Origin of the sequence: Bifidobacterium simiiventris (assembly GCF_019331715.1) — a bacterium.
In the GTDB taxonomy this organism is placed as follows: Bacteria; Actinomycetota; Actinomycetes; order Actinomycetales; family Bifidobacteriaceae; genus Bifidobacterium; species Bifidobacterium simiiventris.
The window spans coordinates 17,511-33,100 of record NZ_JAHBBG010000011.1; the positions used below are offsets into that span (position 1 = coordinate 17,511).

At 64.4% G+C, this 15,590-nt stretch carries 9 protein-coding genes; all 9 read right to left on the reverse strand.

Annotated elements, in window-relative coordinates:
- Nucleotides 1-101: 101 nt before the first annotated feature.
- The 9 genes from KIH76_RS09335 to KIH76_RS09375 all read right to left on the reverse strand — a co-directional run bounded on the left by KIH76_RS09335 (nt 102) and on the right by KIH76_RS09375 (nt 15,175).
- Nucleotides 102-1,133 carry a LacI family DNA-binding transcriptional regulator gene (locus KIH76_RS09335; protein ID WP_214374057.1) on the reverse strand — a complete coding sequence of 344 codons (1,032 nt, stop codon included), beginning with the start codon at nt 1,131-1,133 and terminating at the stop codon, nt 102-104.
- Nucleotides 1,134-1,222: 89 nt separating this feature from the next.
- Nucleotides 1,223-2,824, reverse strand: a complete 1,602-nt coding sequence (locus tag KIH76_RS09340; RefSeq protein ID WP_219070428.1) for an MFS transporter — start codon at nt 2,822-2,824, stop codon at nt 1,223-1,225.
- Between the two features lie 350 nt (nt 2,825-3,174).
- Entirely contained in the window at nt 3,175-5,619 is a 2,445-nt protein-coding gene (locus KIH76_RS09345) for an alpha-L-arabinofuranosidase C-terminal domain-containing protein (protein WP_214374055.1), read from the reverse strand.
- 210 nt (nt 5,620-5,829) lie between these two features.
- A complete protein-coding gene (locus KIH76_RS09350) occupies nt 5,830-8,214 on the reverse strand; it encodes a glycosyl hydrolase 115 family protein (protein WP_214374054.1) in 2,385 nt (794 codons plus the stop codon).
- A 19-nt stretch (nt 8,215-8,233) separates the two neighbouring features.
- Nucleotides 8,234-9,487, reverse strand: a complete 1,254-nt coding sequence (locus tag KIH76_RS09355) for a beta-galactosidase (protein WP_219070430.1) — start codon at nt 9,485-9,487, stop codon at nt 8,234-8,236.
- Nucleotides 9,412-10,557, reverse strand: a complete 1,146-nt coding sequence (locus tag KIH76_RS09360; RefSeq protein WP_219070432.1) for a beta-galactosidase — start codon at nt 10,555-10,557, stop codon at nt 9,412-9,414. The genes KIH76_RS09355 and KIH76_RS09360 overlap by 76 nt, the downstream gene beginning before the upstream one ends.
- Nucleotides 10,558-10,706: 149 nt before the next feature.
- A complete protein-coding gene (locus KIH76_RS09365; protein WP_219070434.1) occupies nt 10,707-12,743 on the reverse strand; it encodes a hypothetical protein in 2,037 nt (678 codons plus the stop codon).
- Between the two features lie 571 nt (nt 12,744-13,314).
- Complete coding sequence (locus KIH76_RS09370) at nt 13,315-14,034, reverse strand: SGNH/GDSL hydrolase family protein (protein WP_214374051.1); 720 nt, start codon at nt 14,032-14,034, stop codon at nt 13,315-13,317.
- Between the two features lie 214 nt (nt 14,035-14,248).
- Nucleotides 14,249-15,175, reverse strand: a complete 927-nt coding sequence (locus KIH76_RS09375) for a family 43 glycosylhydrolase (RefSeq protein ID WP_214374050.1) — start codon at nt 15,173-15,175, stop codon at nt 14,249-14,251.
- Nucleotides 15,176-15,590: the final 415 nt, after the last annotated feature.

The following is a 15,590-nucleotide window of genomic DNA, read 5'->3' on the forward strand; positions in this document are numbered from 1 at the left end:
TCGAGCGAGGCGAAACCGAGTCGAGAAATCTTCCAGAAGGCATTGACTGAAAGAGATTTCTCCACTCGCTTCGCTCGGTCGAAATGACAAAAAACGGACCGTTAGCGGCGGGTGGATTCGCGCACGACCAGATCGAAATCGGCGGTGAGACGCTGCGGTTCGCGCGGATCACCGTCGCCTTCGATCTGGTCGAGAAGCAGGCCGACGGCCTTGTGCGCCAGATCGTCCAGATCGGTGCGCACGGTGGTCAGCGACGGAATCGAATACTCGCTTTCCGAGATGCCGTCGAAGCCGGCCACCGCGATGTCGTCCGGCACGCGCACGCCGCGGTCGGCCAGTCCGCGCAGGAAGCCGAGCGCGACCGTATCGGTCATGCAGAACACGCCGTCGACCTGACGATCGTGATCCGCATCGACCAACTGATGCGCGGCCTCGCGCGCGCAATCCGACGTCCACGTTTCGATGTCGAGGAAGTTGTTCGGCCCGGTCTCGATGCCGGCCTGTTCGAACGCGCGCAGACAGCCGAGCACGCGCCGGCCGCGCACGGTCGTGGCCATGCGGTCCTCCACGAGCAGCTCATAGGGCGAGCCGACCACGACGATATGCTTGCAGCCGACTTCGATCAGATGGCTCACGGCAGCCTGGGCTCCCGCCTCGCAGGCCGTGGCGACCGAATCGAACACCGGGTCGGGCGACAGGTCGTCGAGCAGCACCATCGGCTTGCCGTGCGACATGGCCCGCAGTTCCTCGTCGGCGACCTTGGCCGGGCTGAAGATCATGCCGTCGCACAGTTGGCTCGTGACCTTCTGCAGGATCGCGATCTCGTCGTCCTTTTCGCTGGATGTCTGCTGGACGATGGCCTGATAGCCGCGACTCGCGATCTCGCGCGACATGGCGGCGCTCATTTCGGACGGATACGGACGGTCGAGTTCGAAGATCGCCACGCCGATGATGCCGGTGCGGCCGGAACGCAGCGAGCGGGCCGATAGGTTCGCGTTGTAGTGCAGGCTGGCGGCCACTTCGCGGATTTTCTTCGCGGTGGATTCGGTGATGCGCGGGTCGCCGCGCAACGCGTACGACACCGTAGCGCGTGACACGCCGGCTGCTTTGGCGACATCGCTCATCGTGACCATGATCTCGTCCTTTGCTCACATCGGTAGGATTCTGCGTTCCACTGTACGCCACGACCTGTTCAATCGTGTCAATCCTTCCGCGTGGCGACTCACCAGCACTGCTCGTAGGGCAGTCCGGTGAGGGACTCGACGGTGCGGCGGGTTTCGGGATCGACGTCGGTCTTGCCGCCACCGTTGCGCAGCCGGTCGATCTCGCGCAGCACGATCGCATCGGTGCGTTTGTCGATGATCAGATGCGCGGAGACGATCCAGCAGATCATCATCGCGGCTGCGAATCCGCCGAGTAGCACCGCGCCCAAGCCGATGCGCGCGGGCAGCGACTGCGACGCCCGGGTCGCGTCGAAGCCGACCGCGGACAGGATCACGCCGACCGCGATCGTGCCGATGCCGGAACACACCTGCCGCAGCGACGCCTGCAGTCCGGCGAACGTGGCCGAACGGTAGCGCCGCGTGACCAGCTGGTCGATGTCGGCGATGTACGGGAACACGGCCCACGGCAGATAGCCGCACAGCGCCTTGAACGCGAAGAACCACAACGATCCGGCCACGGCGAACACCGTCCATGCGGAACCGGCCAATACGCCCGAATCGGCCATCATCCACGCGACGAACAGCCAGATCACGCCGAGAGCGCACCCGGCGTAGTTGATCGCGTACATGCGCCGCGGCCCGAGTTTGGCCATGCCGAGGCCGAACAGCGGCATAAGCGGCAGGGAGATCGCCGTGCAACCGAGCAGGAGCGAGGCGAACGCGGCGGTGCGGTTCCAGTCATAGACGACGAAGAACACGAAGGTCTGGCCGAACACGTCCATCGACATCTGCACGAGCAGGTAGATCGTCAGATGCTTGCGGAATTCGGCCACGCGCAGGGTGCTCGCGTACTCGCGCAGCACCTTGCCGGCGCGCCTGAGCCAGCCGGCGACCCCGATGTGGCCCTCACGGATCTCGCCACGCTCATACGCGCCAAAACCGGCCTGTTCCGGGGTCATCTCCCATGTGGCGCGCCAACTGGCGAACACGGCGAGCGCGAACAGGATGGTGGTGGCGATGATGAACGCCATGTAACCGGCCGGACTGGACTCGCCCGCGATGGCGATGGCCGCGCCTCCGGCGAGCGGGATGACGGTGGCCGAGCCGGTGGAGATGAACATGCGGACGGTGGAGAGCTTGGTGCGGCCGTTGAAGTCGGGAGTCATTTCGCCGGGCAGCGGATTGTAGGCGGTCTGGAAGAGCTGCGCGAGCACGACCCACAGGACGTATGCGGCGATGTAGACGCCGAGCGGCTGGCCGGGGATCCACAGGAAGACGCCGAACAGGATGAGTGGCGCGGTAATGAGCAGGAGCAGACGGCGACGGCCGAAACGGCGGCCGATCGGGTAACGATAAAGATTGTCGTCGGCGACGCCGAAGCAGAGTGCGGCGACGGCGCTGACGAACGCGCTCAGACCGATGATGGTCTGCGATTGCGCGATGGACATGCCGCAGAAGCGCGTCCAGAACAGGGACAGATAGGTGGCGATGAGCGTGAGTTGACCGCCGCCGTAGAAGTCGCCGATGCCGAAGCCGATGGCGTCGCGCAGGGTGATTTTGCGCGGGCCGGGCGTGGAGACGGCGGCGCGCAGGGCAGCGCTGGAAGGAGTGGAGGCGACTTCGCGATCAGCTGGATGGTCAGTGTTCCGATCTGTCACCATGTGCTCCTTGCGTTATTGGCGTCGTGCCGATCGTACCGTCACGATGTTACGTTTCCGACTCCCCTTGCCGACAGACCGAGACACACCGATTCATGTCATTTCGACAGGAACGCAACGTCTGTTTCTTGTGTCATTCCGACCGAGTGAAGCGTCGCCCTGTGTCATTTCGAGCGGAGCGAAGCGGAGTCGAGAAATCTTACTGAGGTGTTGTTCTCCATAAGATTTCTCCGCTCGCTTCGCTCGGTCGAAATGACGGGGGATGTGCTTCGCTCGGTCGAAATGACGGGGGATGTGCTTCGCTCGGTCGAAATGACATGGGATGCACTTCGCTCGCAATGACAGGGAATCGACTACTTGATGGCCAAGGTGGTGAAGGACCAGGCGGGGGCGGCGTAGGTGCCGGCGACGAGGTTCACCTCGTGGGCGGTCGGCTGCGGCGATTCGCTGCCGACCGGCTCCTGCCCGGCGTACGGGTCATCGCCGGCGAGCACGGTCGCGGTCACGGTCGCACGCGACTCGGCCGGAACGCCCAGCTCGTCGAGCACCTGCGTCAGGTCGACGTCCACCGCATCGGGCAGCGCGTTGACGATGCGCACATAGTCCACGCCGGCGGTCGAATCGCGCGACACCGTCACCGTGCGGCGCGGCTCGTCGGCGACCTCACGGCCTTCGGCGACCAACTGGTCGTCGATGTACAGCTTCATCGACTCGCCGCGATCGGCCACGTCGATGCGCACATGCCACACCGTGCCCGGCCGCACCGCATCCATCGACGTCTCCGTGCCGCCGATGTTGTAGCCGCTGCCGTCGCGCACGACCTGCAGCGCGAAGCCGCGGCCGAGCGAGACGCGGTTGCGGTTCTTGCCGTCGAGATCGCCGGACGTGATCTGCACGCCCCACATGCCGGTGTAGTACGTGACGGTCGCGCGGATCGTGTACGCGTCGGCCGCAAGATCGACCGGCAGCGTCATGCCGCTGCCGCGGTATTCGACGTCCGGCAGGTCGACGCGCTGGCCGTCCGCCGTCTCGATCGAGAAGTCGCTAAAGTCGGCGTGCGCGCCGCCGCCGAGCGCGAGGCCGATCTTGTTCGGCAGCTCGCGGCGGAACGTGGTCGGGCCGCTGACCGCGACCGGCCATGCGGTGTCGGCCGTGGTGGTCGCGTACATCCGCTGCACCCAGTAGCTGTACGGCAGATAGGTGCGTTCGTTGTCAAAGTAGATGAGGTCGGGGTTCCAGCTGCCGTGGCCGTGCTTGCAGAACAGCGGTGCATACGATGCCATGTGCACCACGTCGCCGTTCAGTTCCATGCGGCTCATGAACGCGGCTTCCGACAGGCCGTTGATCAGGCCCGTGCCCCACGAGCCGTATTCGCCGAGGTAGACCTTCGGACCCTTGCGATCGGTATCATCGTAGTGGTCGAGGTTGTGGAACCACCAGCTCGGCGCCTGATACGAGTGCTCGTCGACGATCGGGATGCCGGCCTCGCGCGCGTACGCCCAGCCCTCCTCATAGTCCTTGCCCTCCGGCGAGGGACCGACGGTGCCAACGACGGTGATTTCGGGATACTCGCGCTTGACCGCGTCGAAGATCTGCTGGAAGCGGTTCTTGAACACATCGTCGATGAGGTCCTCGTTGCCGATGCCGAGATATTCGAGGCCAAACGGCTCCGGGTGGCCCATTTCGGCGCGCATGGCAGCCCACTCGTTGGTGGCCGGGTCGGCGTTGCAGAAGTCGATGAGGCCGAGCACCTCGTCGATGTAGGCGGGCATATCCTCCTGCGCGACCGGAACCGGGCCCTGGCTCGTGTTCTGGCAGCTCACGCCGGCCGGCAGCACGGGCAGCGGCTTGGCGCCGATGGTCTCGCACAGGCGGAAGTACTCGTAGAAGCCGATGCGGAACGACTGGTGGTAGCCCCACACGTTGAAGTTGTGCGGGCGGTGCTCCACGTCGCCGATGGTGGTGTTCCAGCGGTACATGTTGCTCATGCCGAGGCCGTGCGTGATGCAGCCGCCCGGGAAGCGCATGAAGCGCGGATGCAGGTCGGCGAGCGCCTTGACAAGGTCCGGACGGAAGTGCTCGAGGCCCTGATAGGTGGTCTGCGGCTCGCAGGAGACGAAGTCGATGTCGATGGTGCCGGGCTGGTCGAAGGCGATGCGCAGCGTGCCCTGCGTGGCGACGATGGGGTGGTCTTCATTCTCGGCTCCCTCGGCTGAGGGAGCTGGCACAGCCGTAGGCTGTGACTGAGGGAGCGTACACCCCTCGCCTTCCTGAGCCGGAATAGTCAAAGATGCCTGAAGCCACGACCAATCACCGCAGGCGTAGGATTCGGGGGCAACGAGGTTCGCTTCGGCGAGGGTTTCACCGTGATCGCCGCGCAAAGTCACGGTCAGCGGCAGTTCCTTGCCGTGGACGCGCGTCCAGACGGAGAAGTGGTAGGTTTCGCCGGCGCGGAACACCATGCCGTCGAAGCCGAGGTTCTCGAGCGCGGGCGAGCCGCCGTCGACCGAACCGATCTCGGCGGTCGCGTAGTGCGGGTTCTCGATCGCGACCGGGGCCTTCTCCCCCACTGCGAACGCGGCGAACGAACCGGCCGGCACGATCTTGCGCCATGCGGTGTAGTTGCTCCAGTCCTGGCTGTCCGCGCGGTTGTATTCGAACGCGCCGTTCTGCACGAGCTCGCTGTTCAGGCCGCCGTCGCCCGAATAGCTGATGTCCTCGAAGAAGATGCCCCACAGGTCGGTGCTGATCTTGCGCACCCCGGCCTTGTCGAGCGTCGCGACGAGCTTGTCGGTCATGTCAAACCCCTTACGTTTCGTCGGTCGGCGGCGACACACAGCATGACATCGCCGTCCACTTGTCGGTCATATATGTACCGTTACATATATTACCGATCGAAACACAATCCACAACCGCGCAATCAGCTCGGTGAGTCCCGCACTATCGCAACGTTTTTCACGCTTTCCACACGATCATCGATCACCGATATTTTTCCGTACCGATACAGATCACCGCTGCCACGCGCGCTTCATGGCCTGGAAGATCTCGTCGTCGGACTCGTGGTTCTCCATGTTGAGCACGACGATCACGTCACGCCACTGCTCGGAGTAGCAGAACTCATGCTTCCAGCCGACGTAGTGCGGGCCGTCGCCGCGGTTGCGCAGGTAGGACATGAGCGTGGCGCACACCTGCCCGGAGAACTTCACGTCCGCAAGGCAGTCGTTCGCCCAGAAGCCCTGCCAGACGCCGTGTTCGCGGGCGCGCATCGCCGCGTCGCCGGCCTGGAAGCGTTCTCGGGCGAGTCCGGCGTGGTAGAACGCGTGCTTGAAGTCGCCGGCGAGCGCCTGTTCGAGCGCGTCGCAGACGAGCAGGGTGCCGGCAACGCATTCGCGGTAGACGGTCGATTGCAGGCCGATCGTGTCGCGGATGAGTCGGGCGGCGCGGGTGCCGGTGGATTGCCGCAACGTCGGGTCTGCGCAATCGGCAGCCGACGTATGCAGACCATCCGACGCTGCGTCACCGCACGTACAGGCCGTCGCAATCTCCGCATCCTCCGCGTCGAGCGCTGCTCGTTCGCAGTCGCGCACAAGCCGTTCGTACCGCGGCAGGGCGTTGGCGCACAGCCGCTTGACCCATGCGATCTGCGCGACGAAGTCCCCACGTACCAGCCACTTGAGATCGTCTTCCTCGTCGCGACTTCCGGACAGATAGTGCGTGATCATCATGCGCGGAATGTACGTGTACAGCTGCTCGCCGCACTTCTGGTCCCACTCGCCGCCGAAGCTCGCGGCCGCATCCCAGTATGCGCGGAACAGTTTGGCCACGGCCGGCGCGAATGCCTCGCCGTAGTAGCGGCGGCAGTAGTTAAGCAGGAACGCGTCGACCTGCGCATGCGGATCGGCCGGTTGCTTTGTGTCATGTCGAGCGGAGCGCAGCGCAGTCGAGACATCTTGTGAGGGAGCGGCGGGGGAAGAGATTTCTCCGCTCGGCTTCGCCTCGGTCGAAATGACAGGAAATGACGGCTGTGTTGCAGCCGACACGACAGGCACGGACGACTCGGCAGAGGCCGGCTGCGATGCGAGCGAACCGTCGCGCCACAGGCGGGCGATGAGGTCGAGCGTGAAGGCGTGCGGCTTGACGTTCGAGCAGTTGACGACCCACAGCGAGTCGCCGCCGTTCGCGATCACGGTTTCGAGTTCGCGCGTGATGTCGTCGGCCGACTCGGGCATCTGGGTGATGTGGTTGGCGGCCTGCAGGTCGAAGAACGACGCGTGATAGTAAATGCCGTTTTCGCCGGGATCGGGGGCGTCGGGCATGGCCGGCTCGCGCGGGTCCCAGTTGCCGTTGCGGCGCACCATCATGCGGCCGTAACCGTTGTCGGACCAGATCTTGATCACGTCGTCGGGGAAGTGCAGCAGTCCCTTGCGGTACAGTTCGAGCGATTCGGAATACAGATACGTGCTCACCGGCGCGTTCGGATCGGCGGCGCGGACGAGATCGTATTCGGCTTTGATCGCTTCGGACAGCACGCGGCCGCGTTCCTCGTCGGTCGTGTACCGCGGGTCGTCGGTCCAGAACGGGCCGTCGCAGCTGCCGCGGAAGCCGAGCGTCCACACGACCTTCGGATCGCCGCGCTTGGCCGCCCCGTCGGCCGTTGCAGCGCCGCAACGCTGCGCGATCGCCTCGCGCCACAGCGCCTCGTACTTGTCGCGATCCTCCGGCCAGCGCGGCTTGAGACCGGGGTAGGCTTCGGAGAACAGCCGCGAGCCGAGCGGCGTGGCGTGGTGCTGGTTGACGTACAGGCCCATGCGGTGCGCGAGATCCCAGTGCGGGGCCATGTTCTGGCCGGAGCCGGGGATGACGAGGTTGCCGCCGCAGCGCAGGAGCGTCGAGAAGATCATGCGCCACGTCAGTTCGTTGTCGTTGCGGATGTTCCACGCGACGATGAGCACCTCGTCGTTGACGAACCAGCCGCGGTAGCGCACGGCGGCGGGATGCGAGTCGAGCCGCGCGGCATCGGGCAGTTCGAGCGAGCGGCGCGGCGCCGGGCGTTGGTCGTTCCAGAACCAGAAGTCCTCGAAGCCGAGCCATTCGCGGCTGATCGCGTACAGGCCGTAGATGCAGCCGAGATCGTCCGCACCGGCAACAATCACCGCGTTCGCGGACGGGTCGACGGTCACGCGATACTGCTCCTCAGCCAGCGTGCGGTCGTAACGCACGCTGATCGTCGCGCCGTCTGTGTCGTCCGCGTCGTCCGTACTGCCATCTCCCGCAAACGCGACACCCAGGTCATGCGTCAGATCTTCGATCGCATACGCGACCGGCTCCGGTACAGTCTCGTCTTCCGCATCATTCCAACGGACTGCGGAACGTCCGTTCAGCACCACCGGCATAGTGGCACGCTCCTTTTCCTTATTTCGATTCGATGACGAGCACCGCGAACGGAGGCAGGACGCGGTGGCCGGGGGTGACGGTCGTGTCGGTCAGCAGATCGCGGCCGGCGAGCGCGGCCGGCAGGTCGACGGCAACGGGTGCATTCACGGGATTGAGCACGAACGTGAACGTGGTACCGTCGGCCGCGATGCGACGCGTGACTTCGAGATCAACCGTGCGCAGATCGGATCGCACCGTGGCATCCTGCGCGATCGCGGACCGTTCAACAGTGCCGACCAGCGGCGCATCGGTGAGACCCGTGATGCCGGTGCCGGCGAGCAGCGCGTCCACGAATCGCGGCATGGCCGCATCGTCCGGGAACGTGGCCGCATAGAACACACCGCCATTGCCCGTACTCGGGCGGAACGTGAAGGCGGGCGTACCAACATAGTATTCGCTGCCATAGGTGGCGAGTACTGCTGTGCCTTCATCGGCCTCAAGCACGTCGAACAGCACGCGGCCGTGAGGGGCCGCTGCGTCGTTCGCACTATCTGCAATGACGGAAGAATCCCCAGTATAGTCCGCGGGCGTGGCCAGATCCGTATCATCCGCGAACCGCAGCGGCACCACGTGCTCGCTCGGGTCGAGCGCGTCCGTCTCCTCGACCCACACGCCGGTCAAATCGCGCAGCGGCACCGGGATCTCGCCCTGGTACAGGCTGTCGTGCTCGTCGGTCAGGGCGCTCAGCGCGGTCAGCAGCAGTCGTCCGCCGCCGGCCACGAATCCGCGCAACCGCTCGACCAGATCCGCGCGCATCATGTACAGGCACGGCGCGAGCACGAGATCGTACGCATCGTACGAGTCGTACGGTCCGACGATGTCGACCTGGATGTTGCGGCGGTGCAGTTCGCGATACCAACGCTGCACTTCGGCCACGTAATCCATCGAGATCGTCGGGCCGGCGGACATGCCGATCGCCCAGCGCGACTGCCAGTCGAAGACCAGCGCGACCTTCGCCGGCGCGACGCGACTGCCGAGGATACGGCCGGAGACTCGCCCCAGTTCGGCTCCCAGCTCGGCGCATTCGCGGAACGCGCGCGTGCGATCGGTGCCGTCGGAGCTGATGAGCGCGCCGTGGAACTTCTCGCAGCCGGACCGGTTCTGCCGCAGCTGGAAGAACTGCACGGTGTCGGCGCCGTGCGCGACGGCCTGCCAGCTCAGCTCGCGCATCTGACCGGGGCGCTTCTGCGTGTTGTACGCCATCCAGTTCTGACGGCTCGGGGTCTGTTCCATGAGCATGAACGGCTTGCCGCCCCCCCCCCCACGCCGCGCATGAGCTCGTGGCCGAACGCGACGTTCGCGGGATCGGTGTCGGGGCGCGGGTAGGAGTCCCACGAGACGACGTCTACGCCGCCGGTCGGTGCTGTCGGCGCGGGCGCGGCGGTCGCATCGCCGGACGCAACAGCCGCGTCACCGACCGTCCCGTCCGCCGGATTCGCGCCCGCCCGCCAGCGGAAGTAGTCGTACGTCGGGTATGTGCCCATCATGTTCGTCGTGACCGGATTGACCGGATCGAATTCGCGGATCGCGGCTTTCTCCTCGTTGTACGACTCGAGCACGCACTCGCCGTAGAAACGTTGGTAGTCGAGCGAGAACCCGCCGAGGATCGCCTTGCCGCCCCAGCTGGTCGTGTCGCCGAGTTCGTTCGGCGGGAAGATTTCGTCGAAGCTGTGATAGGTGTGGCTCCAGAACGCCGAGTTCCACGCCTCGTTCACGGCCTCGATCGTGCCGTAGCGTGCGCGCAGCCATTCGCGGAACTTGACCGCGCACGTGTCGCACCAGCACATGCCGCCGTATTCGTTGCCGATGTGCCACGCGACGAGATTGTCCAGTTTGCCGTAGCGTTCGGCGAGTTTGCCGGCGAGCGCCGCGGAGTACTTGCGGAAGGTCGGGCTGTTGATGCACGCGTTGTGGCGTTCGCGGTGGCGCATCTTGCGGCCGCGTTCGTCGACGCGGTTGACGTCGGGGTGGCGCAGGCTCATCCACGCCGGCAGGGCTCCGGTGGAGGTGGCCATGACGATCGACATGCCGGCGTCGGAGACGGTGCGCACGATGCGGTCGAGTTTGCTGAAGTCGTATTCGTCTTCGCTGGGCTGCAGCTGCGCCCACGAGAAGACGTTGAGGGTGACTTCGTTGATGCCGGCTTCCTTGAACAGCCGCATGTCGTCGTGCCAGACGGATTCGGGCCATTGCTCGGGGTTGTAGTCGCCGCCGTAGAGCATGCTGCCGCGGGAGGCGAGACGCTCGGCGAACGTCGGCTGGGTTGATGCGGCCGATGATTGGGTTGATGATGTTCCGGTCATGATTGAAAACTCCCTTGTTATGTCTGTCGTCTACGTCACCGCAGTACATCATTGCGATGCGTCACGTATGACGGCGACCGCCTGCCGACCTTGTGGCGGATATCCGCCAGACATCCGTCACAAGGCCCCGCAACCGGCCGCCAACGTATTCACTCCGCGTCCAGCATATGCCGAACGATGAAATACAGCGCCCAGTCCTGGTCGTTCGCCATCGGATCGGCGAAATGCGTTCGCTCGCCGTTCACCGAGAACGGGAACACGTACGCGCACGACGCGGTGCCGTCCGGGAAGAACAGCTGCAACAGCGCGCGACGCGACGCGGCCGCACGGCGACGCAGCGTCTCGGCCGCATCCTCGTCGTCCATGAGATCGGCCGCCAGATCGAACACGTCGGCGGTCAGTCCGCTCCAGTAATGCGGGAACGTGTCGCCGTACTGCTTACGTTTGCCAAACCAGAAACCGTCCCAGTGACGGATCGCGACCTCGTTCATGTGCGCGTCCGGCTGGCATCCGTTGAACTGGTCGAGCACGCGCAACTGCTCGAATCCGGCCCGCAGCAGGTCCCGGTCGCCGGTCAGCGCGGCCGTCTGCAGGATCACGCTCGCGGCCGGCGCCACGATCGACTGCTCGTAGTTGACCTCATGCTTCGGATAGTGCAGTCCGAGTCCCGCCAATGTGCGCGCGTGGGTGAGAAACAGGTCGCGCATCTCGTCGAACAGGTCACGCTCGCCGGCCTCCTGCAACGCGCGGCCGAGCGCGAGGATCGGCAGTTCGATCGGGTAGAACCGGCTGCCGCCGCCCGCGTAGAACCAGCGGATGATGCGGCATGCGACGCGTAGGTCCTCCACATCGCCGCCGAACTTGTAGAACTCGACGTACAGCCGTGCGAACCACGGCGCGTTGTACAGTCGCGTGACCGTGTTGTCGCGCGGCGCGTCGTTGAACACCTCGCCAGTTTCGGCATCGACCAGCTCACGTTCGACGAACGTGCGGTAGTCACGCAGACTGTCGGACAGTTCGTCGCGCAGCGGTTTCCATTCGCCGCCCGGCATCGCGCCGGACAACGCCATCGATACGTCGGCCAGCAGGTCGCCGTTCTCGTCCGTGACGATGCCGCGATCCAGTTCGCGCAGATACGCGGCGATCAGCAAGCCCATGCCGACGCGTTCGCGGCCGGCGTTGTAGTCGTTGACCACGTTGCCCTTGTCGTCGCCGGCGTAATAGTACTGGCGGCGATCCTCGTTGTCGTACGGCAGGTACGCGCCGATCAGGTGCTCGTTCTGGCCGCGGTACTGCTGTTTGCGGGCGATGAAGCGCACGCGCTGGGCGATGAGTTCGTCGAGCGGGGCGGAGACGAACAGTCGCGTGCGCACGGTGCGGTCGCCGACGCGGACGGTGAAGGTGTGCTCGCCGGTGCGGTCGCGGTATTCGTCGTGGGTGTACGGGTCGTCGTCGGACGGGGTGAAGGCGAAGGTGTACGAGCCGTCCGGTTCGGGGGCGGCGGGGATGCCGTTGACGGTGACGGCGTCATCCTGACCGGGCTGGAACGACGGGCGGATGTGCAGGACAGCGGTCTGGCCGGGGAACGCGACGTACGTGTTCCAGCGGGCGTCGATGAACGCGCTGCGTTCGGCGGCCTGCTGGAAGAAATCCTCGCGTGAATCGCACGGGAAGATCGTCCATGAGATCGTGCGGGTCTGGCCGGGCGCGAATTCCATCGCCTCGGGGTGCAGGACGAAGCAGCCGCGGTCGTTGCTGTAGTGGACGAAGTCTCGGCTCGTGCTGTAGTCGGCGAGCGCGCCTTCCGTGAGGATCAGGCCGAGGTGCGGGGCGTTGCCGCTCATGCGCAGGGCGAGTGCCCAGCTGCAGGCGCCGCCGCAGAACAGGTGGACGTTGCAGTGGCGGTCGATCGAGTAGTCGTCGGTCTCGTCGAAATAGCGGTCCTCGAGCGGCAGGGTGATGCCGATGTCGCCGACCGCGGTGGTGATCGGCTTGCTCGTGGCGTTGCCGAGCAGGACCGTGGTGACGATGGTGTCGCCGTCGCGCAGCATGTGGACGGACGACTGGATGCCGTCCGGGGTGCTGACCGCGGCGTACGGATGATCGTCGCGCAGCCAGTTCATGCCGGCCGGATCGGACGAAAATCGAATCGTTACGTCTCCGGGAGCACCCAGTTCCGAGACCATGGACCTGGTGTCCGCATATGCCGGGATTTCCGGGGAATTCTTGCCTAGCGAGTACATACGCCAGTCCTTTCTTCATGAAGCATCGACGCTTCTGCACGTCGTCGTATCGCATAAAAATCGCAACGCTGCGATTCTATACGATTTCGCGGACACACACAAATCGAAAACGCCGAATCACTGTCATTTGCTGCGCGCTGGACGAAAAACCACCCGACCATGTCATCGAGCGAGAAATCGTGTGCGCACGGGATGGAAAAACCAAGCCGACAATCCATCCAGTGAATACCATTGCCGCAAGCGCCACCCATACACGACGAATAACGCGCAACTATTTCCGGAAAAGAACGGCTTCAGCCCAAAATAGTTGCACTGAGACATTATCGACTCGATGAGACAGCATCGGACTGGTGCTGTGTCGGGGCTTAATGTGATGGGTTCGACGCTCCCTCAGTCCGCTTCGCGGCCAGCTCCCTCAACCGAGGGAGCCAAGAATAAGAACGCCCGACAAGGGCGGAGCGCGTCAGTGTACACGGCAAAGCAATAGGCCGCCAAACGCGTGACGGCTTGCCCGCTACAGCAAGCGCAGGGCGCGGCGGATGATGGGGGCGTAGAAGCGTTCGACGGCGACCAGATTCGGATGGGTGCCGCTGGGCTGGCTTTCGGGGTGCTCGTAGGTGACGGTCTGCGGGGTGCCGGGCAAACCGTCGGAACCGTTGCGATCGAAGGAATACGCGACACGATCGGCATCGCGGTGCGGGTCGAGATCGGCGTCGTCGAATACGTTGGCAACGCCCACACCCCACTTGCGGCATGCCTCCAGCTCGATCGCATACAGAGCCGACTGGATCGTCATGTCAACGTTCGCAAGTCTTGCGGTCGCCACGTACACGATCTTCGCAGACGGCCAACGACGACGGCATTCCGCGATCGTCGCCTCAAAACAGCCGGCAAACGTGCCGCGGTCGAATGATGGCACATCAAAACCATCGATCACTTCGCCGAGCCGGTCCATGATCCGATCCAGATGACCGTCGTTCGTGCCGCCGTCGAACAGGATCACGTCGGGCGCGGGCGTACCGGCCGGAACCTCGTCACACTGGTCGATGATCTGGCCGCCCAAGTCAGGCCGCGTCATCGGCCGCGGCAGTATAGCCGCACCGTTGCGAGCGAACTTGAACAGACGCATCCCCTCGGCTTCGGCGACAACGTTCGCACACGAACGCTGCGGATACGTGTGCCCCTCGATGATGCTGTCGCCGAACGCGTACAGCACCTTGCCGTTGCAATCCATGATTCCCCCGATTCCGGTATGCCGTGCATACCGTCTTCCAATATATGCGAATATACGCACATATATGCAAAACGGCGACGCACACGCAGGAAAAAGAAAGGAAAACCCACGCATACGCCGCCATTGAGCCGGCGGGCCGTCCGGAGCGACTGGCCAACCCGCCGACGATTATTCAATGACCACTGCATCGACCGAACGCGCGGCCCGCATCACATCACAGGCCGTTGTCCCACTCGTCGTGCCATTCGAGCAGCGCCTCGCCGTCACCGATCTCGATCGGCAGTGTGACGAGCTCGGAGTTGCCGAGATCCTTGTTATGCCAACGGTCGCCGACGTACAGGAACCGGCTCGCGTGATAGTCGTCGCCGCCGGCAGCCACACCGTCGAGCGGCACGATGATGTCGCACTGCGAGTCGAACGTGCGCGAACCGGCCGGCGTGAACGGCTTCCACTCGCTCCACGGGCCGTGCAGGTCGGTCGCGGTCGCGTACATGTTGTCGTTGCAGTCCCAGCCGGTCAGCTGCGAGCCAAACCAGTAGTAGACGCCGTCGCGCTTGACCATGATCGGCGACTCGTAGCCTGCCCAGTAGTTGGTGCCCTTGAGGCAGACCACGTCCTCGACCACGCTCAGGTAGTCCTCGGACAGGCGGTAGATGTGCGTGCCGTGCGGGCGGTCCTCGCTCAGGATGTAGCCGGTGCCGTCCTCGTCCTGGAACACGCCGATGTCGCGCGACTCGTAGCCGCGGAACTGGAACGTTGCGAGGAACTCGAACGGACCGGTCGGCGAGTCGGAGATCGCGGTGCCGATGTGCGCGTACGAGTAGTTGTTTTCGCCGTCGACGTGCAGGTACATGACGTACTTGCCGTCGGACGGGCGACGCATGACCTTCGGGCGTTCGACGATGCGCTTCGGGCCGATGATCGAATCCTCGTCGCCGACCGGCAGTACCGTGCCCTCGTTTCGCCACGTTGCGAAATCCGTGGTGGAGTAGCAGGCGACGCCCTGGAAGAGGTTGCCGTGATTCTTGATCTCGCCGTACGCGTACCAGCGGTCGCCGAATCGCTGCACGCCGATGCCGTGGAGCTGGGCGACGTTGCCGTCCGTGTCGCGGAACAGCTGCACGCCGTGAAGTGTTGCCATGATTGGGTTCCTTTGGATTGGTTGATGGTAAGTGGTTGATGACTTGGGAGTCGGAACCGATCGGCACGACTGCGATGATCGGCAGGCTTACGGTTCGTCGTATACCTCATGACAGACTTTATCGCGAGATATATACCGTATCGTATGCCAATTGACGACTGGGTGGGCGACGGCGGAACCTTCGGAAAGCACACCGGGCTTTCCTCAAGGGCTGATCTACGACCAGCCCCGCACAGCGAACCTCGCTGCGCTCGGACTCAATCCGACCAAGCAGATCCGTCCTTTGTCATTTCGACCGAGCGCCGCGAGCGGAGAAATCTTTCAAAGCACACCGCCTTCAAAGATTTCTCGACTCGGCTACGCCTCGCTCGAAATGACAATCTTGGCTGACTCGGCTCAGGCTGACGTTACGGGA